The sequence below is a fragment of the Streptomyces sp. ALI-76-A genome (assembly GCF_030287445.1).
GTDB lineage: Bacteria > Actinomycetota > Actinomycetes > Streptomycetales > Streptomycetaceae > Streptomyces.
On record NZ_JASVWB010000002.1, the window covers coordinates 4168824 to 4191535 of the forward strand.

The 22712-nt window shown below is 73.1% G+C and carries 17 protein-coding genes and 3 pseudogenes; 6 read left to right on the forward strand and 14 right to left on the reverse strand.

Features of this window, described 5'->3' with window-relative positions; all coding sequences use genetic code 11:
* Positions 1 to 8: 8 nt before the first annotated feature.
* From QQS16_RS19425 to QQS16_RS19450, 6 genes are all read right to left on the reverse strand, one after another.
* Positions 9 to 1136, reverse strand: coding sequence for an acyl-CoA dehydrogenase family protein (locus tag QQS16_RS19425; RefSeq protein WP_502963915.1), 1128 nt, complete (start codon positions 1134 to 1136; stop codon positions 9 to 11).
* A 66-nt stretch (positions 1137 to 1202) separates the two neighbouring features.
* The gene (locus QQS16_RS19430; RefSeq protein WP_286063107.1) at positions 1203 to 3044 is read right to left on the reverse strand and encodes an acetyl/propionyl/methylcrotonyl-CoA carboxylase subunit alpha; all 1842 of its coding nucleotides are present in this window, start codon (positions 3042 to 3044) and stop codon (positions 1203 to 1205) included.
* 8 nt (positions 3045 to 3052) lie between these two features.
* On the reverse strand, positions 3053 to 4693 hold the full coding sequence (locus tag QQS16_RS19435; RefSeq protein WP_502963811.1) for an acyl-CoA carboxylase subunit beta: 1641 nt from the start codon (positions 4691 to 4693) through the stop codon (positions 3053 to 3055).
* A complete protein-coding gene (locus QQS16_RS19440; RefSeq protein WP_286063109.1) occupies positions 4648 to 6324 on the reverse strand; it encodes an acyclic terpene utilization AtuA family protein in 1677 nt (558 codons plus the stop codon). The genes QQS16_RS19435 and QQS16_RS19440 overlap by 46 nt, the downstream gene beginning before the upstream one ends.
* The gene (locus tag QQS16_RS19445; protein WP_286063110.1) at positions 6321 to 7115 is read right to left on the reverse strand and encodes a TIGR03084 family metal-binding protein; all 795 of its coding nucleotides are present in this window, start codon (positions 7113 to 7115) and stop codon (positions 6321 to 6323) included. The genes QQS16_RS19440 and QQS16_RS19445 overlap by 4 nt, the downstream gene beginning before the upstream one ends.
* A gap of 190 nt (positions 7116 to 7305) precedes the next feature.
* Positions 7306 to 7713, reverse strand: a complete 408-nt coding sequence (locus QQS16_RS19450; protein ID WP_286063111.1) for a RidA family protein — start codon at positions 7711 to 7713, stop codon at positions 7306 to 7308.
* 120 nt (positions 7714 to 7833) lie between these two features.
* On the opposite strand from QQS16_RS19450, the gene QQS16_RS19455 reads away from it, so the two are divergent.
* Both QQS16_RS19455 and QQS16_RS19460 read left to right on the forward strand, forming a co-directional pair.
* Positions 7834 to 8214, forward strand: coding sequence for a winged helix-turn-helix transcriptional regulator (locus QQS16_RS19455; RefSeq protein ID WP_286063112.1), 381 nt, complete (start codon positions 7834 to 7836; stop codon positions 8212 to 8214).
* Positions 8215 to 8452: 238 nt separating this feature from the next.
* A pseudogene (locus tag QQS16_RS19460) lies at positions 8453 to 8668 on the forward strand (CGNR zinc finger domain-containing protein); the annotation flags it as partial.
* A gap of 72 nt (positions 8669 to 8740) precedes the next feature.
* Here the strand turns inward: QQS16_RS19460 and QQS16_RS19465 are convergent.
* From QQS16_RS19465 to QQS16_RS19475, 3 genes and pseudogenes are all read right to left on the reverse strand, one after another.
* Entirely contained in the window at positions 8741 to 9679 is a 939-nt protein-coding gene (locus tag QQS16_RS19465; RefSeq protein WP_286063113.1) for an EamA family transporter, read from the reverse strand.
* 125 nt (positions 9680 to 9804) lie between these two features.
* A pseudogene (locus QQS16_RS19470) lies at positions 9805 to 10574 on the reverse strand (metallophosphoesterase family protein).
* A 23-nt stretch (positions 10575 to 10597) separates the two neighbouring features.
* Positions 10598 to 13468 carry an FAD-binding and (Fe-S)-binding domain-containing protein gene (locus tag QQS16_RS19475; protein ID WP_286063114.1) on the reverse strand — a complete coding sequence of 957 codons (2871 nt, stop codon included), beginning with the start codon at positions 13466 to 13468 and terminating at the stop codon, positions 10598 to 10600.
* 142 nt (positions 13469 to 13610) lie between these two features.
* Between QQS16_RS19475 and serC the strand changes: the two genes are divergently transcribed.
* Positions 13611 to 14729 carry a phosphoserine transaminase gene (gene serC / locus QQS16_RS19480; RefSeq protein WP_286063115.1) on the forward strand — a complete coding sequence of 373 codons (1119 nt, stop codon included), beginning with the start codon at positions 13611 to 13613 and terminating at the stop codon, positions 14727 to 14729.
* A 104-nt stretch (positions 14730 to 14833) separates the two neighbouring features.
* On the opposite strand, the gene QQS16_RS19485 is transcribed toward serC, so the two are convergent.
* Both QQS16_RS19485 and QQS16_RS19490 read right to left on the reverse strand, forming a co-directional pair.
* Positions 14834 to 15655 (reverse strand): ABC transporter permease, encoded by an 822-nt coding sequence (locus QQS16_RS19485; protein ID WP_286063116.1) that lies wholly within the window; start codon positions 15653 to 15655, stop codon positions 14834 to 14836.
* Positions 15652 to 16623 (reverse strand): ATP-binding cassette domain-containing protein, encoded by a 972-nt coding sequence (locus tag QQS16_RS19490; RefSeq protein ID WP_286063117.1) that lies wholly within the window; start codon positions 16621 to 16623, stop codon positions 15652 to 15654. The genes QQS16_RS19485 and QQS16_RS19490 overlap by 4 nt, the downstream gene beginning before the upstream one ends.
* An 87-nt stretch (positions 16624 to 16710) precedes the next feature.
* On the opposite strand from QQS16_RS19490, the gene QQS16_RS19495 reads away from it, so the two are divergent.
* On the forward strand, positions 16711 to 17499 hold the full coding sequence (locus QQS16_RS19495) for a TetR/AcrR family transcriptional regulator (protein ID WP_286063118.1): 789 nt from the start codon (positions 16711 to 16713) through the stop codon (positions 17497 to 17499).
* Here QQS16_RS19495 and QQS16_RS19500 read toward each other — a convergent pair.
* The gene (locus tag QQS16_RS19500; protein ID WP_286063119.1) at positions 17479 to 18450 is read right to left on the reverse strand and encodes a WD40 repeat domain-containing protein; all 972 of its coding nucleotides are present in this window, start codon (positions 18448 to 18450) and stop codon (positions 17479 to 17481) included. The genes QQS16_RS19495 and QQS16_RS19500 overlap by 21 nt on opposite strands.
* Before the next feature lie 98 nt (positions 18451 to 18548).
* Here QQS16_RS19500 and QQS16_RS19505 point away from each other — a divergent pair.
* Positions 18549 to 19222 (forward strand): annotated as a pseudogene (locus tag QQS16_RS19505) (SGNH/GDSL hydrolase family protein).
* A gap of 68 nt (positions 19223 to 19290) precedes the next feature.
* Positions 19291 to 20286, forward strand: a complete 996-nt coding sequence (locus QQS16_RS19510) for an aldo/keto reductase (RefSeq protein WP_286063120.1) — start codon at positions 19291 to 19293, stop codon at positions 20284 to 20286.
* A gap of 168 nt (positions 20287 to 20454) precedes the next feature.
* On the opposite strand, the gene thpR is transcribed toward QQS16_RS19510, so the two are convergent.
* Both thpR and QQS16_RS19525 read right to left on the reverse strand, forming a co-directional pair.
* Positions 20455 to 21027, reverse strand: a complete 573-nt coding sequence (gene thpR, locus QQS16_RS19515; protein WP_286063121.1) for an RNA 2',3'-cyclic phosphodiesterase — start codon at positions 21025 to 21027, stop codon at positions 20455 to 20457.
* Positions 21028 to 21285: 258 nt separating this feature from the next.
* The gene (locus QQS16_RS19525; RefSeq protein WP_286063122.1) at positions 21286 to 22701 is read right to left on the reverse strand and encodes an MFS transporter; all 1416 of its coding nucleotides are present in this window, start codon (positions 22699 to 22701) and stop codon (positions 21286 to 21288) included.
* Positions 22702 to 22712 lie beyond the last annotated feature (11 nt).

The following is a 22712-nucleotide window of genomic DNA, read 5'->3' on the forward strand; positions in this document are numbered from 1 at the left end:
GGCGCCGGTCAGTACGACTTGGGCAGGCCGAGGGTCTGGTGGGAGACGTAGTTGAGAATCATCTCCCGGCTCACCGGAGCAATACGAGCCACGCGCGCGGCCGTTATCAACGAAGCGAGCCCGAACTCCCGGGTGAGGCCGTTGCCGCCGAGGGTCTGCACGGCCTGGTCGACCGCCTTCACACAGGCCTCGCCGGCCGCGTACTTGGCCATGTTCGCGGCCTCACCGGCGCCCGCGTCGTCCCCCGCGTCATACAGGTGGGCCGCCTTCTGCGTCATCAGGCGGGCGAGTTCCAGGTCGATGTGCGCCTGGGCGAGCGGGTGGGCGATGGCCTGGTGGGCGCCGATGGGGGTGTCCCAGACCGTGCGGTCACGGGCGTAGGCGATCGCCCGCGTGAGCGCGTAGCGGCCCATGCCGATCGCGAAGGCGGCCGTCATGACACGTTCGGGGTTGAGGCCGGCGAAGAGCTGGAGGAGGCCCGCGTCCTCGTCGCCGACGAGGGCGTCGGCGGGCAGCCGGACGTCGTCCAGGGTCAGCTCGAACTGCTTCTCCGCGGCGGTGAGTTCCATGTCGATGCGGCGGCGGGTGAAGCCGGGGGTGTCGCGCGGGACGATGAACAGGCACGGCTTGAGACGGCCGGTACGGGCATCCTCGGTGCGGCCGACGATGAGGGTGGCGTCGGCGATGTCCACGCCGGAGATGAACACCTTGCGGCCGGTGAGGAGCCAGTCCCCGGTGTCCGGGTCACGGCGGGCGGTGGTGGTGATGCGGTGGGAGTTCGAACCGGCGTCGGGTTCGGTGATGCCGAAGGCCATGGTGCGGGTGCCGTCGGCGAGGCCGGGGAGCCACGCGCGTTTCTGTTCCCCGGTGCCGAAGCGGGCGATCACCGTGCCGCAGATGGCCGGGGAGACGACCATCATGAGCAGCGGGCAGCCGGCGGCGCCGAGTTCCTCCAGGACGAGGGAGAGTTCGGCGATGCCGCCGCCTCCGCCGCCGTACTCCTCGGGGAGGTTGACGCCGAGGTAGCCGAGCTTGCCCGCCTCGGACCAGAGGGCCTCCCGGTCGTGGTCGCGGCCGTGGCGGGTGCCGAGGGCGGCCACGGCGGCGCGGAGGGCTTTGTGTTCTTCGGTTTCGATCACGGGGCTCACGGGACTCCTTCGTCTGCGGGCTTCGTCGTGGCTGGTCGCGCGGTTCCCGCACCCCTACGTCGGCTCGACCACCGCCAGCAGCGCGCCGACCGCGACCTGCTGGCCAGGAACGACCTCCAGGGCGCTCAGCGTCCCCGTCACCGGAGCCGTGACCCGGTGTTCCATCTTCATCGCCTCCAGCCACAGGAGCGGGTCTCCGGCCTGTACGGGGGATCCGGGCGCCAGGCCCTGGGCCACGCGGACGACCGTGCCGGGCATCGGGGCCAGCAGGGAGCCCGGGGCCAGTTGGGCGGCCGGGTCGGGGAAGCGGGACAGCGCTGTCAGGGCCGTGTTGTTGACGTACAGCCGGTCGGCGTAGCGCGCGACCTCGAACCTGCGCCGTACGCCGTCCACTTCGAGGACGACGAGACCCGCGTCGGCGTGCACCACCCGCAGCCCGTCCGCCTCCAGGCCCTGTCGCGTGTGCCGGTACCGCACCTCGACCTCCTCCCCCGCCATCGTGTAGCGCTTGACCTGCGGCCGCGACGGGACGTTGCGCCAGCCGCCGAAGCGGGAGCGGCCATGGGCGTCGGCCAGGGCGGCGGCGAGCGGGGCGTGCGGGTCGGGGGCGGGTCCGGTGAGGTCCGCGAGGTGGCGGTCGTAGAAGCCGGTGTCCATGCGGGCGGTGGTGAACTCCGGGTGCCGCAGGGAGCGTACGAGCAGGTCCCGGTTGGTGACCGGACCGTGCAGTGCCGTTCGCTCCAGGGCGCCGGCGAGCCGGCGGACGGCCTCCGCGCGCGTGGGCGCGTGGGCGACGACCTTGGCCAGCATGGGGTCGTAGTGGACGCCGATGGAGTCGCCGTCCGCGTAGCCGGTGTCCAGGCGGACGCCCTCCGGGACGGCCAGCCGGTGCAGGGTGCCGGTCTGGGGGGTCCAGTCGGTCGCGGGGTCCTCGGCGTAGAGGCGGGCCTCGACGGCGTGTCCGGACGGCAGCGGCGGGTCGGCGTCCAGCGCGGCGCCCTCGGCGATCCGGAGTTGCAGGGCGACCAGGTCGACGCCGAACACCGCCTCGGTGACGGGGTGTTCGACCTGGAGGCGGGTGTTCATCTCCAGGAAGTGGGCCCGGCCGTCGGCCACGAGGAACTCGACCGTGCCGGCGCCGACGTAGGACACCGACCGCGCGGCGCGTACGGCCGTCCGGTACAGCTCCCCGGTGAGCGCGGCCGGCAGCCCCGGCGCCGGGGCCTCCTCGACGACCTTCTGGTGACGGCGCTGGAGGGAGCAGTCCCGGGTGCCGAGCGGCCAGACCGTGCCGTGCGTGTCGGCGAGGATCTGCACCTCGACGTGGCGGCCGCCCTCCACATAGGGCTCGACGAACACCTCGCCGTCCCCGAAGGCACTCACCGCCTCGACGCGGGCGGCGGCCAGTTCCGCGTCCAGGTCGGCGAGCCGGCGCACGACCCGCATCCCGCGCCCGCCCCCGCCCGCCGCCGCCTTCACCAGCACCGGCAGATCCGCCTCGGTGACCTGCGGCAGCGGGGGGATGCCCAGCAGTTCCTTGGCGCGCGTCTTGGACGCCATCGCCTCGATCGCCGCCGGGGGCGGGCCGATCCACAGCAGGCCCGCGTCGAGGACGGCACGGGCGAAGCCGGCGTTCTCGGAGAGGAAGCCGTAGCCGGGGTGGACGGCGTCCGCGCCGGCGGCGACGGCCGCCTTCACGATCAGGTCGCCGCGCAGGTACGTGTCGGCGGGCGCCGCGCCCGGCAGTCGTACCGCCGTGTCGGCCACGCGCGTGTGCAGGGCGCTCTCGTCGGCGTCCGAGTACACGGCGACCGTGCGGATGCCGAGGTCGCGGCAGGTGCGGAAGACCCGGCAGGCGATCTCGCCCCGGTTGGCGACCAGAAGACTGGCGATCATGGAATCCCTCACATCCGGAAGACGCCGAAGCCGCCGCGCGCACCCGCGTACGGCGCCGTGTGGATCGCCGACAGACACAGCCCCAGGACCGTGCGGGTGTCGCGCGGATCGATGACGCCGTCGTCGTACAGCCGCCCGGACAGGAACATCGGCAGGGACTCGGACTCGATCTGCTGCTCCACCATGGCGCGCAGGGCGGCGTCGGCGTCCTCGTCGTACGGCTGTCCCTTGGCGCTCGCGGACTGCCGGGCGACGATCGACAGGACGCCCGCCAGCTGTTGCGGGCCCATGACGGCGGACTTGGCGCTGGGCCAGGCGAACAGGAAGCGGGGGTCGTAGGCGCGCCCGCACATGCCGTAGTGGCCGGCGCCGTAGGACGCGCCCAGCAGGACCGACAGGTGCGGGACCTTGGAGTTGCTGACCGCGTTGATCATCATCGCGCCGTGCTTGATGATGCCGCCCTGCTCGTACTCCTTGCCGACCATGTAGCCGGTGGTGTTGTGCAGGAACAGCAGCGGGATGTCGCGCTGGTTGGCGAGCTGGATGAACTGGGCGGCCTTCTGGGACTCCTCGCTGAAGAGGACCCCCTGGGTGTTGGCGAGGATCCCGACCGGGTAGCCGTGCAGGGTCGCCCAGCCCGTGGCGAGGCTCGTCCCGTACAGCGGCTTGAACTCGTCGAAGTCGGAGGCGTCGACGATGCGGGCGACGACCTCGCGGGGGTCGAAGGGGGTCTTCAGGTCGCCGGGCACGATCCCCAGGAGCTCGTCCTCGTCATACTTCGGAGGGGCGGCCGGGCCCGGATCGCCGTACGCCTTGCGGTGGTTGAGGCGGGCCACCACGCGCCGGGCCTGGCGCAGGGCGTCCCGCTCGTCGACGGCGAAGTGGTCGGCGAGGCCGGACACGCGCGCGTGCATCTCCGCGCCGCCCAGGGACTCGTCGTCGCTCTCCTCACCGGTGGCCATCTTCACCAGCGGCGGCCCGCCGAGGAACACCTTCGCGCGCTCCTTGACCATGATCACGTGGTCGGACATGCCGGGGATGTACGCGCCCCCGGCCGTCGAGTTCCCGAAGACGACCGCGACGGTGGGGATCCCGGCGGCCGAGAGCCGGGTGAGGTCGCGGAAGATCGCGCCGCCGGGGATGAAGATCTCCTTCTGGGACGGCAGGTCCGCCCCGCCGGACTCCACGAGGCTGACGCAGGGCAGCCGGTTGGCGAGCGCGATGTCGTTGGCCCGCAGCGCCTTCTTCAGGCTCCAGGGGTTGCTGGCGCCGCCGCGCACGGTCGGGTCGTTGGCCGTGATCAGGCACTCCACGCCCGCCACCACCCCGATGCCGGTGACCAGGGAGGCGCCCACCGCGTACTCGCTCCCCCAGGCGGCCAGCGGTGACAGCTCCAGGAAGGGCGTGTCGGGGTCCAGGAGCAGTTCGACGCGTTCGCGGGCGAGGAGCTTGCCACGCTGCCGGTGCCGGGCGACGTACTTCTCGCCGCCGCCGGCGAGCGCCTTCGCGTGCTCGGCGGTCAACTGGTCCAGCTTGGCGAGCATCGCCTCGCGGCCGGCCCGGAAGTCGGCGCCGCCGGTGTCCAGGGTGGAGCGGATGACCGTCACAGGAGGACCTCCGGGATGTCCAGGTGGCGGGAGCGCAGCCATTCGCCCAGCGCCTTGGCCTGCGGATCGAAGCGGTGCTGGGCGGCGACACCCTCGCCGAGGATGCCCTCGACGACGAAGTTGAGGGCGCGCAGGTGGGGCAGGACGTGCCGGGTGACGTCCAGTTCACGGCTCTCGGGGATCAGCTGCCGGAACCGGTCCACGGTCAGCGCGTGGGCGAGCCACCGCCAGGCGTCCTCGGTCCGGGCCCAGACGCCGACGTTGGCGTCCCCGCCCTTGTCCCCGCTGCGGGCGCCGGCGACGAGGCCGAGCGGGGCGCGTCGTACGGGCCCGTCCGGGAGCGGCTCGGGCGGCGGCGGCTCCGCGACGCCGTCGAGGACGAGGGTGTCGCGGGCCGGCGGCACGGGGATCCGGCGCCCGTCGTGGAGGACGGCCACGTGGCCGACGTCGGCGTGCGGGACGTACGCCGCCTCGAAGACGCCGTAGGGCGTGCCCTTGCCCGGGGGTGCCAGCACATGGAAGCCCGGGTAACTGGCGAGCGCCAGCTCGACGGCGGCTCCGCTCAGCACCCGGCCGACGTTCTCCTGGACGGGGTCCCGCACCACGAGCCGCAGCAGAGCGCTGGCGGTCTCCTCGGAGTCGGCGTCGGGCCGGTCGGTGCGCACGAGGTCCCAGTCGACGCGCGCGGGACGGGACCTCGCGAACGCGGCCCGCATCTGCCGTCGCACCAGAGCCGCCTTGGACTTGATCTCCAGCCCGGTGAGGACGAAGACGACCTCGTTGCGGAAGCCGCCGAGGCGGTTGACGCCGACCTTGAGCGCCGGGGGCGGGGCCTCGCCCCGTACACCGTCGATCCGCACCCGGTCGGGGCCCTCCTGGGTGAGCCGTACGGTGTCGAGGCGGGCGGTGACGTCCGGTCCCGGATAGCGGGCCCCGGCCGTCTCGTACAGCAGCTGGGCCGTCACCGTGCCGACGTCGACCAGGCCGCCGGTGCCGGGGTGCTTGGTGATGACGCTGCCGCCGTCCTCGTGCAGCTCGGCGAGGGGGAAGCCGGGGCGGGTGGCGCCGTCCTCGCCGAAGAAGGCGTAGTTGCCGCCGGTCGCCTGCGCCCCGCACTCCAGGACGTGCCCCGCGACGACCGCTCCCGCGAGCCTGTCGTACTCCTCCGGTCCCCAGCCGAAGTGCGCGACGGCGGGCCCGGTGACCAGCGCCGCGTCCGTCACCCGCCCGGTGACGACGACGTCCGCGCCGTCCCGCAGACAGGCCGCGACACCGAAGCCGCCGAGGTAGGCGTGGGCGGCGAGGGCGCCCGGGAACCGGTCCTTGAGGTCGTCGCCCTCGACGTGCGCGACCCGGACCGGGAGACCCAGCCGGTCGGCCAGCTTCCGTACGGCGTCGGCGAGTCCGGCCGGATTGAGGCCGCCCGCGTTGGCGACGACCCGCACACCCCGCTCGTGCGCGAGCCCCAGGCACTCCTCCAGCTGCCGCAGGAAGGTACGGGCGTACCCGGCGCCCGGGTCCTTGAGCCGGTCCCGGCCGAGGATGAGCATCGTCAGTTCGGCGAGGTAGTCGCCGGTGAGGACGTCGAGTTCGCCGCCGGTGAGCATCTCGCGCATCGCGTCGAAGCGGTCGCCGTAGAAGCCGGAGGCGTTGCCGATGCGCAGGGGTGTCACCGGCCGGCTCCCTCGGGGGCGCGTCCGGTGCCGGGCGGGCCGGCGAAGGCCTGGGCGACGTCCAGCCAGCGGCCGGCGTCGGGGCCGTCGGCGCGCAGGGCGAGGTCGGCGCGGTGGGCCCGCTGGGTGACCAGCAGACAGAAGTCGAGGGCGGGTCCGGTGACCCGCTGGGCGGCGTCCTCGGGACCGTACGACCACACGTCACCGCCGGGGCCGGTGAGTTCGACGCGGAACTCCTCGGCCGGCGGGGTCAGTCCGTGCGCCCCGAACGCGAAGTCCCGGGTGCGCACGCCGATGCGGACGACGTGCCGGAGCCGGTCGGTGGGGGTGCGGGTGGCTTGCAGCGCGTCCGCGACGTCCTGGCCGTGGGCCCAGGTCTCCATCAGACGGCCGGTGGCCATGGAGGCCGCCGACATGGGCGGGCCGTACCAGGGGAAGCGGGCGCCTGGCGGTGCCGAGCGCAGTGCCGCGTCGAGTGCGGTACGGCCCTCGCGCCACCGGGCGAGCAGGTCGGCGGGCGCGAGCCGGGCGCCCTCCTCCGCGCCCTCGTCCACGAAGGAGCCGGGGGCGGCGAGCGCCTTCTCGACCAGACCCCGGAACGCGTCCTGGTCGGTGACCGCGAGCAGCGCCGAGCGGTCGGTCCAGACGAGGTGCGCGATCTGGTGGGCGATGGTCCAGCGGGGGGCGGGGGTGGCGAGGGCCCATCGCTCGGGGCTCAACTCGGCGACGAGCCGGTCGAGTTCCTCGCTCTCGGCACGCAGGTCCGCGAACACGGGCGTCGGGTCGGCCATGGAGGGGAGCATGGCAGCGGACCCAGAAACAAGCAAGCATGCTTGCATGAATTCCCCGGAGAGGACTTCGGTGTCGCCTGGCACGCCTCTCCGGGCGCGCCCCTGCGGCTACGGCCCTCCGGCTACGGCCCTCCGGCTTACGGCTCTCCGGCCACGCCCACGCTCCGCCTCGTCGCCCCCAGGCTCCGCCTCAGTCGACGACCGCGGTCGCCTCCACCTCCACCAGGTGCTCGGGGATGTCCAGCGCGGCGACGCCCAGCAGGGTGCCCGGCGGGGCCGGGGTGACGCCCAGCTTCGCGGACGCCCGGGCGATTCCCTCCAGGACCAGGGGCATCTTGTCGGGGGTCCAGTCGACGACGTAGACGGTCAGCTTCGCCACGTCGTCGAAGGAGGCGCCGGCGCCGGCCAGGGCGGTGCCGACGTTGAGGTAGCTCTGCTCGACCTGAGCGGCGAGGTCGCCCTCGCCGACCGTGACCCCCTCGGCGTCCCAGGCGACCTGCCCGGCGATGAAGACCAGCTTCGACCCGGACGCGACCGACACCTGGTGGTAGACGTCGATCTCGGGCAGTCCGCTGGGGTTGACCAGGGTGATGGCCATGGTGTCCGCCTTCTCGTCATGCGAGCCCGTGGACTCGCCGCTCTCTTGTGGTGACTCAGGAACCATAGGAGAGTGGTCGCTGACGTGGAAGAACGCACTTTTCAGTGACAGGGGAACCTGATGGTGACCAAGCAGTTCAAGGGCTCGCCCGAGGACGCGGACCTGTCGCGCGCGGACTCGCTGGCGCGGGAGATCTTCTCGGACGTCGCCAACAAGTGGGCGCTTCTGATCATCGAGACGCTCGGCGATCGCACCCGCCGCTTCAGCGAGCTGCGCAACGAGATCGAGGGGATCAGCCACAAGATGCTCACCCAGAACCTGCGCATGCTGGAGCGCAACGGCCTGGTCGGGCGGACCGTGCACCCCACCGTGCCGCCGCGCGTGGAGTACACCCTCACCGAGGCGGGCCAGGGCCTGCGCAGGACGGTCGACGGGATGTGCGACTGGACCCACCAGTACCTCGGTCACATCGAGGCCGCCCGCACCCGCTTCGACGGCTGACGGACGGCAGCACCCCCTCCGACGGGCCCCTTCGCCCCGGCGGACCGGCCGGCCCCGGCCCTGGAGCGCCGGGGCCGGCCGCCGCGGGAGCGCTTCACGGCTTCATGCGGGCAGTCGGGTACCGGTCAGGAATCCGCGCATGTACCCGGCCACGGTGTCCAGGTGGCTCTCGAGCAGGAAGTGCCCGCCGCCGGGAACCAGGTGGATCGCAGGGCCAGCCGCCAGCCGATGGGTGCGCCGTAGGCTCGCCGTGGAGCTGGTGCTCGCGTGGGCGGACGTCAAGGAGCGCATGCCCGGCCGTCTGCGGCCGTGCGGGAACCCCGAGTGCCGCCTCTTCCTGCTGGACCGCAGTCGCGCCACCACCGCGCGGTGGTGCTCGATGAAGACCTGCGGGAACCGGCTCAAGGCCCGTCGGCACCAGGTCCGGACACGGGAGACCCCGCGAACCGAGTAGAGCGCGCCGGAGACGCGGCGCCCGCGCCGCAGGGGCACGCCTCCGCCGGCCGCGCGGCCGGCGCGCCGACGCTCAGCCGCCGAGGGGCTTCGCCGTCCCCCGCCCCATCTGCGTCCGCACCGCCCCCATGCTCGCGGCGATGACCAGGGCGATGGCGGCGGCCTCCGGGACCGTCAGGGTCTGGTGCAGGATCAGGAAGCCCGCGGTGGCGGCGATGGCCGGTTCCAGGCTCATGAGGACGGCGAACGTGGAGGCGGGCAGGCGGCGCAGGGCGAGGAGTTCGAGGGTGTAGGGCAGGACGGAGGACAGCAGGGCGACCGCCGAGCCCAGGGCGATCGTCGTCGGGTCGAGGAGTTTCGTGCCCGCCTCGGCGACACCGAGGGGCAGGAACGCCAGGGCCGCCACCGCCATCGCCAGCGCGAGCCCGTCGGCCTGCGGGAAGCGGCGGCCCGTCCGGGCGCTGAAGACGATGTACGCGGCCCACATGGCGCCCGCGCCCAGCGCGAAGGCGACCCCCACCGGGTCGAGACCGCCGAAGCCCCCGCCGCCGAGCAGGAAGACGCCTGCCAGGGCGAGCGAGGCCCACACCACGTTGATCGCGCGCCGGGAGGCGAGGACGGACAGGGCGAGGGGGCCGAGCACCTCCAGGGTGACGGCGGCGCCCAGCGGAATGCGGTCGACGGCCTGGTAGAAGAGGCCGTTCATCGCCGCCATGGTCAGGCCGAAGACGACGACCGTGCCCCAGTCCGTACGGGAGTGGCCACGCAGCCGGGGGCGGCACACCAGCAGCAGCACCAGAGCCGCCGCCAGCAGCCGCAGGGCGACCACCCCGGACGCCCCCGCCCTCGGCATCAGCGTCACCGCGAGGGCCCCGCCGAACTGCACCGAGATCCCCCCGGCGAGGACCAGTCCGACCGGGCCGAGGCTCCCTCGGCGGCCCGGCGCGCCGTCCGGAGTGGCCATGGCGGCCGTCGCGGGGGTGACCGGGGTGGGTGTGGAGGGGGTGCTCACGGGTGCCTTCCGATGACTGAGCAGGGGGCGTCCGTACATCTCACTGTACGACGTGGTCCAGGGTAATGGACTACGTCAGGCACGTGAACCCTTTATGCAACTGTCCCAGAATGTGGTCCTCCCCGTCAGGTCCGCCCGTCCCGTGGCCCGAACGCCCCCAGCGCGTCCGCGTCGTGGCGCGGGCGTTGAGGTAGTGGTCGGCCCAGTCGCGGATGTCCGGGTAGGCGCAGTCCGCCACGAGGCGCGTGATCGCCGCCCGGACGTCGTACGGCGTCACGCGCAGGTCGGTGCCGGGGCCGAGGAGGCACCAGTGGGCGCCGGGGCGGCCGTACGGCATGCCGACGCTGCCGGGGTTGACGACCAGCCGGCCATGGGCGAGGCGGACGTAGGGCATGTGGGTGTGGCCGCAGACCACCGTGCGGACGTCGGCCGCGAGGCCGGCGAAGACCTCCGTCCAGCGGTCGAGGCGGGAGTCGACGAGGACGACCTCCTCGTCGTCGCGGGGGGTGGCGTGGCAGAACAGGACCTTGCCGAGGCCCCGGACCGGGAAGGTGAGGGATGTGGGGAGACCGGACAGGAACTCCACCTGCGCGTCGGAGAGCTGGTCCGCCGCGTAGGGGGCGATCGGGTCGGGGATGTCGTCCCGCTCTCCTCTGCGGTACTCGACCAGCTCCCGGTCCGCGTTGCCCGAGACCCACAGCACCCGCTCGCCCTGCGCGCGCAGGAGGTCGAGCACCTCGGACGGCTGCGGACCCGCCGTGATGTCCCCGGTGAGCACGATCCGCTCGGCGGCGGCGACCTCCGGTTCGGCGAGCACCGCCTCCAGCGCGGGGAGCACTCCGTGGATGTCGGAGAGGACCGCCACCCGGCCCACTCCGCCGGTCGGTGCGCGCATCGGTCCGACGGTCCGTTCGCTCATCACTCGTGTCCCCTCGCTTCCCGTGCCAGCCCCTCGGCCAGCACCTCGGCCAGATGTCTGCCCCGCACCCCCGCCAGTTGCTCCAGCTGGGTGCGGCAGGAGTAGCCGTCCGCCAGGATCACGGTGTCCCCGCCGGCCGCCCGCACGGCCGGCAGGAGCCGCTCCTCCGCGCAGGCCGCCGAGACCTCGAAGTGCCCTCGCTCGAAGCCGAAGTTGCCGGCCAGGCCGCAGCAGCCGCCCGCCAGTTCCCCGGTCAGGCCCGCCGCCCGGCGCACCCGGCGGTCGGCCGCGTCACCGAGGACCGCGTGCTGGTGGCAGTGGGTCTGGCCGGCCACCGGGCGGTCGACGCGGGGCGGGGTCCAGTCGGGGGCCAGGCGTTCCAGCGTCTCCGCGAAGGTGAGGACCTTCGCGGCCAGCCGGGCCGCGCGCGGGTCGTCGTGCAGCAGCTCGGGCAGGTCCGTGCGGAGCGCCGCCGCGCAGCTGGGCTCCAGGACGACGACCGGGGCGTCCGTCTCCAGCACCGGCGCCATCAGGTCGAGCGTGCGGCGCAGCACCTCGCGGGCGCGGTCGAGCTGGCCGGTGGAGACGTAGGTCAGGCCGCAGCAGACCCGGGCGCGGGCGCGCGGCAGCGGCGGCGGGCCGGACGACCTGCCGTCGCCCACCGGGGCCCTCGGCAGGCGCAGTGCCGGCGGGAGCGCCACCCGCAGCCCCGCCGCCTCCAGGACGCGCACCGCCGCCCGGCCCACCGACGGCGACAGGTGCTCGGTGAACGTGTCCGGCCACAGGACGACCAAGGTGCCGGAGGTGCGCGCGGGCGGGCGTCGGCGCCACCACCTGCTGAACGTCTCCCCCGCGACCCGCGGAATCCGCCGCTCGGCCGCGATCCCGCCCGCCCGTTTCAGGACGGCGGCCAACGGGCGCACCGCCCCCAGCGCGTTGACCACCGGCGCCGCGCGCAGCAGCCCCACCCAGCGCAGCCACACCGGCAGCCACCCCATGCTGTAGTGCGCGGCAGGACGGCGCCGCCCCGCGTAGTGGTGGTGGAGGAACTCGGCCTTGTACGTGGCCATGTCCACCCCGACCGGGCAGTCGGAGCGGCAGCCCTTGCAGGACAGGCACAGGTCGAGCGCGTCCCGGACCTGCGGTGAGCGCCAGCCGTCGGTGACCAGTTCACCGGCGAGCATCTCGTGCAGCAGCCGGGCCCGCCCGCGTGTGGAGTGCTCCTCCTCGCCGGTCACCCGGAACGACGGGCACATCACCGCGGGGCCTGACGCCGTCGTCGTACGGCACTTCGCGACGCCCACGCAGCGGCGGACCGCGGCCGAGAAGTCGCCGCCGTCGGACGGGTAGCCGAAGGCCACGTCCACCGGCCGGCGCGGCAGGACGGCGAAGCGGAGGTTCGCGTCCAGCGGGGCCGGACGGACCAGCATCCCCGGGTTGAGCAGGTCGTCCGGGTCCCACACCGCCTTCACGCGCTCGAACAGCGCGACCGTCTCCGCGCCGTACATCCGCGGCAGCAGCTCCGCCCGCGCCTGTCCGTCGCCGTGTTCCCCGGACAGCGAGCCGCCGTGGGCGACCACGAGGCCGGCCAGGTCCTCCGAGAAGCCACGGAAACGGGCCACCCCCGCCCCGGTCAGCAGGTCGAAGTCGATGCGGACATGGATGCAGCCGTCCCCGAAGTGGCCGTACGGCGTGCCGCGCAGGCCGTGGGCGGCCAGCAGCTCCCGGAAGTCCCGCAGGTACGCGCCCAGCCGGGCCGGCGGGACCGCGCAGTCCTCCCAGCCGGGCCACGCCTCGGAGCCGTCCGCCATCCTGGTCGCCGTACCGCTCGCGTCCTCCCGGATACGCCACAGGGCGCGCTGTCCGGCCGGGTCCGTCACCACCCGGGCGTCCACGACGTCGGCCGCGCGGACGATCGCCTCCGCACGCGCGCGTGCCTCGCCCGGCGACTCCCCGCCGGTCTCCACGAACAGCCAGGCCGCGCCCCGGGGCAGGTCGGCCGGGGACGCCACCAGGTCCGCCGCCATGCCCTCGACCGTCAGCGGGCCGTACGGCAGCAGGCCGGCCGCGGCCTCGGCGGCCGCGCTCTCGTCGGCGTACGCCAGCACGGCCAGCGCCCGCGCGCGGGGCGCCCGCACCAGCCGGACCACCGCCTCCGTGAGGACGCCCAGCGTGCCCTCCGAGCCGCAGAAGGCGCGGGCGGTGTCGGCGCCCTTCTCGGGCAGCAGGGCGTCCAGCGCGTACCCGGAGATGCGGCGGGGCAGGTCGGGGAAGCCGGTGCGCAGCCTCGGCAGTTCCGAGTCCACCAGGCCGCGCAGACCCTCGGGCGCGCCCGCCCACCCCGGTCCGAGCCGCAGGCGCTCACCGCGCGCGGTGAGCACCGACAGCTCGCGCACGCTGTCCGCGGTGGTCCCCCAGGCGACCGAATGGGAGCCGCACGAGTTGTTGCCGATCATCCCGCCGAGCGTGCACCGGCTGTGCGTGGAGGGGTCCGGGCCGAAGCGCAGGCCGTGCGGGGCGGCGGCCTCCTGGAGGCGGTCGAGGACCAGGCCGGGCTGCACGACCGCGGTGCCCGCCTCCGGGTCCAGGGACAGCAGGCGGTTCATGTGGCGGGTGAAGTCCAGCACCACGCCCGTGCCCGTCGCCTGACCGGCGATCGACGTGCCCCCGCCGCGCGGCACCACCGGCACGCCGTGCGCCCGGCAGACCGCGAGGGCCGCCACCACGTCGTCGGCGTCCCGGGGAGCCACCACGCCCAGCGGGACACGCCGGTAGTTGGACGCGTCCATGGTGACCAGCGCCCGGGAGGTGACGTCGAAACCCACCTCGCCCCGGACCGCCTCCCGCAGTTCCCGCTCGAGATCCGCCATGCGTCAAGGATGCACGCGACCACCGACCGTCACCGGACGGCCCGTCGGGCCCTGGACTTCCGCTGGTCCACACACTGGATCGGGCGTCTCATCCGCCGGACGCGGTTCCGTCCGGTTTCGCCGAGGAGATACCCTCCGGCACGTGGCCGACATCCAGATTCCCGCTGACATCAAGCCCGCCGACGGACGCTTCGGTGCGGGTCCCTCCAAGGTGCGGACGGAGGCGCTGGACGCACTCGCCTCCACGGGGACGTCCCTCCTGGGCACGTCCCACCGCCAGGCCCCGGTCAAGAACCTGGTCGGCAAGGTCCGTGAGGGCATCGCCGACCTGTTCCAGCTCCCCGAGGGCTACGAGGTCGTCCTCGGCAACGGCGGCTCCACCGCCTTCTGGGACGTCGCGACGCACGGCCTGATCGAGAACAAGTCGCAGCACCTCAGCTTCGGCGAGTTCAGCTCCAAGTTCGCCAAGGCCGCCAAGCTCGCCCCCTGGCTCGCCGAGCCGACCGTCATCTCCGCCGACCCGGGCACCCACCCGGAGCCGCGGGCCGAGGCCGGCGTCGACGTGTACGCGTTCACCCACAACGAGACGTCCACCGGTGTCGCCGCCCCCGTCAAGCGGGTCGCGGGCGCGGACTCCGGCTCGCTCGTCCTGGTGGACGCCACGTCCGGCGCGGGCGGCCTCCCGGTCGACATCGCCGAGACCGACGTCTACTACTTCGCCCCGCAGAAGTCCTTCGCCTCCGACGGCGGCCTGTGGATCGGCGTGTTCTCCCCGGCGGCGCTGGAGCGCGCCGAGCGCGTCCACGCCTCCGGCCGCCACGTCCCGGAGTTCTTCTCCCTGCCGACGGCGATCGACAACTCCCGCAAGAACCAGACGTACAACACCCCCGCGCTGGCCACCCTCTTCCTCCTCAACGAGCAGCTGGAGTGGATCAACGGCCAGGGCGGCCTGGCCTGGTCCACGGGCCGCACGAAGGACTCCTCGACCCGCCTGTACGGCTGGGCCGAGGAGAGCAAGTACGCGACCCCGTTCGTCACCGACCCGGCCCAGCGCTCCCAGGTCATCGGCACGATCGACTTCTCGGACGAGATCGACGCCGCCGCCGTCGCCAAGACCCTGCGTGCCAACGGCATCGTCGACACCGAGCCCTACCGCAAGCTCGGCCGCAACCAGCTCCGCGTCGCCATGTTCCCGGCGATCGACCCGGCGGACGTCGAGGCGCTCACCAAGTGCATCGACTTCGTCATCGAGAAGCTGTAGCCGACACCCGTACGGCTGAGAAGGGCGCCCGGTCCCGACCGGGCGCCCTTCCTCATGCGCGGGCCTCGACAGCCCGGGGTGCGTACGCGTCACCGCACCCGCCGTCACCTGCTCAGCTTCTGGAACCTCCGTACCGCGAGCGGCAGGAAGATCGCCGTCAGCACCACCGGCCACACCCCGGCCATCAGCAGCGCGTGCTGCTCGATCCAGGAGTCCCCGTCCCCGACCGGCGTCCCGAACAGCTCCCGGGTGGCCGCCGCCGTGGACGAGATCGGGTTCCACGCGGCCACCGCGCCGAGCCAGTCGGGCATCAGCTGGGGCGCGACGAAGATGCTGGAGATCATGGTCAGCGGGAACGCCACCGCGAACAGCCCGCCGGCCGCCTCCGGGTTGGGCACGAGCAGGCCGAGCCAGACGCCGACCCAGATGAGCGCGAACCGCAGCCACAGCAGCAGCCCGAAGGCGGCGAGGAAGCCGAGCCCGCCGTCCGGCCGCCAGCCCATGGCGACCGCGGTGAGCATCATGATCCCCAACTCGGCGCAGGCGACCAGCAGATCGGTCACCCCGCGCCCGGCCACCACCGCGGACGAGGCCATCGGCATGGAGCGGAACCGGTCGATGACGCCCTTGGTGGAGTCGTAGACCACGACGGTCGCGGTGTTGATGAAGCCGAACGCCATCGTCATCACGAACATCCCGGGCATCAGGAAGTCCTTGTAGTCCCCGCCGCCGGGCACCTGCATGGCGCTGCCGAAGACATAGCCGTACAGCAGGACCGACAGGATCGGGAAGCCCAGCTGCCAGGCGATGTTGACGGGCTGGCGCCGGTAGTGGGTCAGGCCGCGGCGGACGATGTTCCAGCAGTCGGCGAACAGCCAGTACGTACGGCCGCGCGCGGCCGGCGAGGTCAGGTCGACGGCGCTCATGCGGCGGCCTCCTCGTCCGTCGTCTCGGTCCGGTGTCCGGTCAGGCGCAGGAACACGTCGTCCAGGCTCGGCCGGCGCAGTCCGATGTCCTCGACCCGCACGCCCTCGTCCTGGAGCGTGCGCGCCACCTCCGTCAGGGCGGCCACCCGGTCGGTCACGGGCGCGTGGACGCGCGACTCGTTCTCGTCCGCCTCGGGTTCGCCGTCCGACACCCGGGCGACGACTTTCACCGCCCGGGGGATGTCGGCCCGTTCGGCCACCACGACCTCGATCCGGTCACCGCCGATCCGGTTCTTCAGGCCGTCCGGGCTGTCGTCGGCGATGGCCCGGCCGTGGTCGATGACGGTGATGCGCGAGGCCAGCTTGTCGGCCTCCTCCAGGTACTGGGTGGTCAGCAGGACCGTCGTGCCGCCCGCCACCAGCGCCCGGACCGCTTCCCAGACCTCGCCCCGGCTGCGGGGGTCGAGGCCGGTCGTCGGCTCGTCCAGGAAGAGGACGGCCGGAGCGAGGATCATCGACGCGGCGAGGTCGAGGCGGCGCCGCATGCCGCCGCTGTAGGCGCCCACGCCCTTGTCGGCGGCGTCGGTCAGGTCGAACCGGTCGAGGAGTTCGACCGCCCGCTGCTTGGCGCGCCTGCCGCCCAGGTGGAACAGGCGGCCGAACATCTCCAGGTTCTGCCGTCCGGTGAGCACCTCGTCCACGGCCGCGTACTGCCCGGTGAGGCCGATGCGGGCGCGCACCTCGCGGGCGTGCCGGGTCACGTCGAGACCGGCCACGGTCGCGTGTCCGCCGTCGAGCCGGACGAGGGTGGAGAGGATGCGCACGGCGGTGGTCTTGCCGGCCCCGTTCGGCCCGAGCAGGCCGTGCACGGTGCCCTCGCGGACGGTCAGGTCGAAGCCGTCGAGAGCGCGTTTGTCTCCGTAGCGCTTCTCCAGGGCCTCGGCCCGTACCGCGTGTCCGTCGCTCATGGGTCCCCCTTCTCATCAACTGAGTACACCGTACCCGATTGCGCGTACGGTGTACCCGGTTTTTTCGCGCGGAACTAAGCTGCACCCATGACGAGCCGTACGGAGACCAGTGGCAGCGGCGACATCGGGCGCACCCTCGAACTTCTGTGGGACACCGGCAAGCGCCCCAGTCGCGGGCCCAAACCGGGTCTGACACTGGAGCGGATCGTCGAGGTCGCCGTGGAGGTCGCCGACCGGGACGGGCTCGACGCGGTCTCGATGCGCCGGATCGCCACCGAGCTCGGCACCGGCGCGATGTCCCTGTACCGGTACGTCCCCGGCAAGGGCGAGCTGCTCGATCTGATGCTGGACCGCGTCCAGCGGCCCTCGGAGAACCCGGCCGACTTCGGCGACGGCGGCTGGCGCGCGGCCCTGGAGGCCCTGGGCCGGTCGACCCTCGCCCTCTACCGCCGCCACCCCTGGCTGCTCCAGGTCAACCAGTCCCGCCCGATCCTCGGGCCGAGCGCGCTCGACGGCATGGAGAAGGTGCTCTCACTGATCAGGCCGATGGGACTGACCGACCCCGAACTGGTCTCGGCGATCATCGCGATCGACGGGTACGTCGTCGGCGCCGCGCGCACACAGGTGCACCAGGAGGAGGCCGAGCGCCGCACCGGCCTCACCGACGCCGAGTTCTGGCAGGCCCAGGTGCCGACGCTGGAGAAGGTCCTGGCGTCGGGCCGTTACCCGGTCATGGCCTCCCTCTCCGAGGACACCTTCGGGCCCGACTTCGACCACTTCGAGTTCGGGTTGCAGCGGATCCTGGACGGGCTGGAGGTGTACGTCGCCGAACGGCGCGCCCGGGAGGACGAGGGATCAGGAGCGGCGGCGGAATAGCCGCCGGACGCCGAACAGGGCCGCGCAGGCCACCACGACGATCGCGCCGACCTTGACGTTGCCGTCGAGGCCGTCGCCGCCGGTGCCGCTGTCGCCGTCCGCCGAACTCCCGCCGCCGGAGGAGGATCCGGCGTCGGAGTCGCCGGGCGCGTCCTCCGCCACCACCTGGCTGTTCGCACCCTCGCTGCCGAGCAGGAGCTTCGTGCCGTCGGCGGAGTAGGTGACCGACTCGCCCTGCCCGATGGGCACGCTGAGCCGCCCCTTGCGAGTGATCCTCCCGCCGTTCCAGTCGTACCAGATACCCCCGAAGTAGCCGCGTACGGCGAGCTGTTCGCCGTCCGGGGAGAAGGCGGCGTCGGTGGCCCACAGGTCGACGGCGGCGGCCGGCTCGAAGACGTTCGTGCCGGACGCGGAGAGCTCGGCGGGTCCCTGGTACAGGTGCCCGCCGTCCTCCTGCTTGTCGATGAGGTAGACGCGCCCGGTCTTCGGGTGGACGACCATGGACTCGGCGTCGCGGGAGCCGTCCGCGTACTTCACGACGTACTGCGTGGCCCGGACCTTCTGGTCCTTCAGCTCCTTCGGCTCGGGGAGCCGGTACACCCACACATAGGGCCAGCTGACCCCGTCGTTGTCGCCGATGTCGCCGACGTAGATCTGGTTGCCGGGCCCGACGGCGACGGCCTCGACGTCCCGGGGCGTGCCCACGCCGGTCAGGGTGATCGTCGCGACGGTCTCGCCGGTGCGGCTGTCGACGGCGTAGAGATAGGCGCCCGTGTCCTGGTCGTTGTGCGTCCAGTAGACGCCGGGGTGCTGACGGGAGGCGGCGAGGCCGCTGGACTCGGTGATCCGGGGGTCCGAGAGGGTGAACCCCTCGTCCCCGTCGGCGGCGGCCGGCACGGCGAGCGCACCGACGAGGAGGCCCGCGGCGAGGAACACAAAGGAGCGACGCATGGGCCAAGCCTGCCATCCCGCCGGTGGAGACAGGCGCGTGGCGGGCTTCACACCTTCGCGCATCCCACTCGTCCCCCGTGATCGTTCATCATGAGCGGATGCTCAGGATCATGCCGGTCGGGGACTCCATGACGATCGGGAGCGCCGGCGAACCACCTGGCGCTACCGCGTGTGGCAGCACCTGTGCGCCACGTACGGCGGCCCGTTCACCCTGGTCGGCCCGCGCGAGACGCTGTACGACCAGGCGGCGCGGGCCCCCGTCTCGTACGCCTACGCCGACCCGGACTTCCCCCGCGCCCACCTGGCCGGCTGGGGCGAGGGCTGGGTGCACATGGCGCCGCTGATCGGCGAGGCGGTGCGGGAGGCGCGGGCGGACGTCCTGCTGATCTCCTTGGGCCTGATCGACCTGGGCTTCTACACGAACGCCGAGCAGACCGCGCAGAACGTCCGGACCTTCGTGGCCGGGGCGCGGGCGGCCGAGCCGCGCGTGCGGATGGTGCTGCTGCCGGTCATCCCGAACGTCCGGGCACAGTCCGACGAGCCCTTCGCCGCGCAGGTCGGCCTGTTCAACGACCTGCTGGCGAAGACGGTGGCGGACCTGGACGAGCCGCGCTCGCCGCTGCTGCTGGCCTCGGTCCCGTCGTCGTACGACATCCACACCGACACCTACGACGGGACGCATCCCAACGCCGGCGGCGAGCACAAGATGGCGGCGGCGTTCGCGGACGCGCTGCACCAGGCGTGGGACCTGGGCCGGCCCTACCGGTACTGAGCCGGCCTCCGCCGAGACCGACCGGCCCCCTTGCGTGGAGCGCACTCCAGGCCGTTGGCTTGTGGACCATGAAGTACACGCAGCTCGGACGCACGGGACTCAAGGTAAGTCGGCTGGTGCTCGGCACCATGAACTTCGGTCCGCAGACCGACGAGGCGGACAGCCACGCCATCATGGACGCGGCGCTGGACGCGGGGATCAACTTCTTCGACACGGCCAACGTCTATGGCTGGGGCGAGAACAAGGGCCGTACCGAATCCATCATCGGGAACTGGTTCGCCAAGGGCGGCGAGCGCCGCGACAAGGTCGTCCTCGCCACCAAGGTCTACGGCGACATGGCCGGCGACGGCGGTCCGGTCTGGCCCAACCACGACAAGCTGTCCGCCCTCAACATCCGGCGGGCGGTGGACGCCTCGCTGAAGCGGCTCCAGACCGACTACATCGACCTCTACCAGTTCCACCACATCGACCGCGCCACCCCCTTCGAGGAGATCTGGCAGGCCATCGACGTACTGGTGCAGCAGGGCAAGATCCTCTACGTCGGCTCCAGCAACTTCCCCGGGTACAAGATCGCCCAGGCCAACGAGACCGCCGCCCGCCGCGGCGGCACCATCGGGCTGGTCAGCGAGCAGTGCCTGTACAACCTCGCCGAGCGCCGCGCCGAGATGGAGGTCATCCCGGCCGCGCAGGACTACGGGCTCGGGGTCATCCCCTGGTCGCCGCTCCAGGGCGGCCTGCTGGGCGGCGTGCTCAAGAAGGAGGTCGAGGGCGGCCGGCGCTCCTCCGGCCGCGCGGCCGACTCGCTCGCCGACCCCGCCGTCCGCGCCCGGATCCAGTCGTACGAGGACCTGCTCGACAAGCACGGGGTCGAACCCGGTGAGGCCGCCCTCGCCTGGCTGCTCACCCGCCCCGGCGTGACCGGCCCGATCGTCGGTCCGCGCACCGCCGGGCAGCTCGAATCCGCTCTGCGCGCGGTCGAGCTGGAGCTCGGCGAAGAGCTGCTGTCCGGCCTGGACGAGGTCTTCCCCGGGCCGGGTCCGTCTCCGGAGGCCTTCGCCTGGTAGCCGGCGGCTGCCGGGCCGGCCGGTGACCGGCGGCGACCGGTGGCGACCGGTGGCGGCGGCGGTCGGCGCTATCTGCCGACCGCCGCCGCCACCGCCACCACGACGAACATCAGCACGAGCGCACCGGCCATGATCCGGTTCCGGGTTTTGGGGTCCACGCCGTCGAGCCTAACCGGCCGCGCCCAGGGACCAGCGGGCGACCGTCTCATAGCGGGGCTGCTCCCCCGGTACCCCGGACCTCGGCAGGTTGCTGCGCACCAGGGTCAGCTCGTCCACCGTCCAGGTACGGCCCCTGAACTCGGCGAGCGCGTCCAGGTAGGGGCGCACGTCGACGTCCTCCCGGCTGCGGGCCACCGTCAGGTGGGCCTTGTAGCGGCGGTGCTCCCCCATCGGCACACCCGCCTTCCGCGCCGCCGCCTCCGCCCGCTCGGCGAGCAGCCGGAGGGTCGCGAGGTCTCCCTCCGCGCCCGCCCACAGTGCCCGCCCCCCGCCGAACTGGCCGCCGCCGCGGACCGCCAGCGGGAAGGGGGCGGTGCGGTGGGCGGCCCGCTCCAGTCGGGCCGCCAGGCCGGGGACGAGGCCGTCGTCCACCTCGCCGTAGAACGCGAGGGTGTAGTGCCAGCCGGGGCGGCCGGTCCAGCGCAGCGCGTCGGCACCGGGGAGCCGCCGCAACCCGGTGACCTCGGCGGCGAGTTCCTGGGCGACGTCCTCGGGCGGCAGCACGGCGGCGAAGAGTCTCATGGGGCCAGTGTGCCCGCCGGGCTCACGGGCCGGGCGGGTCCCGGTCACCGTGCGAATCGTTGTACCGCGCGGCTGCGGTCGTCCACAGGGCAGCCGGGGAGGAGCGCCACGATGACCGTCGTGGGCGACAGGATCGCCATGGCCGACGCCAGCACGAAGCGGACGAGTGGTTCGAGCGGCTCGAGCGGATGCCCGTCCCCGAAGGATTCCGGGTCCCTCGAAACCCGCGCCTTCCCCCGCGACTGACGGCCCGCCGGGCTACGCCGCCGCCGTCAGCTCCTCCCGCCGCTCTCGCGGCACGAACCGCACCCGCGGCTGCCCGCCGTCCCAGCCGACCGACAGGCGCAGGTTGCCGACCCGGGCCAGGATCAGGCCGATCACCGCGGCGGCGACGGCCGCGACCGCGCCGCCGGCCGCGAGGCCGACCCGGGCGCCGTACGTGTCGGTGACCCAGCCGACGATCGGAGCGCCGACCGGGGAGCCGCCGAGGAAGACCATCATGTACAGGGCCATCACGCGGCCCCGCATGGCCGGGTCGGTGGTCAGCTGGATGCTGGTGTTGGTGGTGACGTTGACCGTCATGCCGAACAGCCCGAGCGGGATCATCAACAGGGCGAACAGCCACAGCGCCGGTGTCACGGCCGCCAGGATCTCCACCGCGCCGAACACGATCGCCGCCCCGATCAGCACCCGCAGCCGGGCGGTGCCGCGCCGGGCGGCGAGCAGGGCGCCGGCCACCGAGCCGACGGCCATCAGCGTGTTGAACATGCTGTAGGCGCCCGCGCCCGCGTGGAACACGTCGTCCGCGAAGGCCGAGAGGTAGACGGGGAAGTTGAAGGCGAACGTGCCGACGAAACCGACGAGCACGATCGGCCAGATCAGCTCGGGCCGCCCGGTGACATAGCGGACGCCCTCCCGCAGCTGCCCCTTGCCGCGCGGCGCGCGCTCGACGGCGTGCAGCTCACGTGCCCGCATCAGCAGCAGGCCGGTGAGGGGCGCGATGAAGGACAGGCCGTTGAAGAGGAAGGCGTAGCCGGTGCCCACGCCGGTGATCATCAGGCCGGCGACGGCGGGACCGACCAGGCGGGCGGACTGGAAGTTCGCCGAGTTGAGGCTGACCGCGTTCTGCAACTGCCCGGGGCCGACCAGTTCGGAGACGAAGGACTGGCGGGCCGGGTTGTCGACGACGGTCGCGAGGCCGACGGCGAAGGCGGCGACGTAGACGTGCCAGAGCTGGACGTGGCCGGAGAGGGTGAGCACGGCGAGGGCGATCGCGGTGAGGGCCATGGCCGACTGGGTGACGAGCAGCGTGGGGCGCTTGCGCAGCCGGTCGACCAGGACACCGCCGTAGAGGCCGAACAGCAGCATCGGCAGGAACTGCAGGGCGGTCGTTATGCCGACGGCGGTCGAGGAGCCGGTGAGGCTGAGGACCAGCCAGTCCTGGGCGATGCGCTGCATCCAGGTGCCGATATTGGAGACGACCTGGCCCATGAAGAACAGGCGGTAGTTCCTGACCTTCAGCGAGCCGAACATCGACGACCTGCGGGGCGCCTCGGGGGCGGCGGGTGTGTCGGGGGCGGCGGGAGTGTCGGGGGCGGCGGGAGTGTCGGGGGCGGGTGGGGAGTCGTGGGTGGCCGGTGCGGGGGCGGAGTCTGCTCCGGGTCCCGTACTCAACAGGGTTCGCC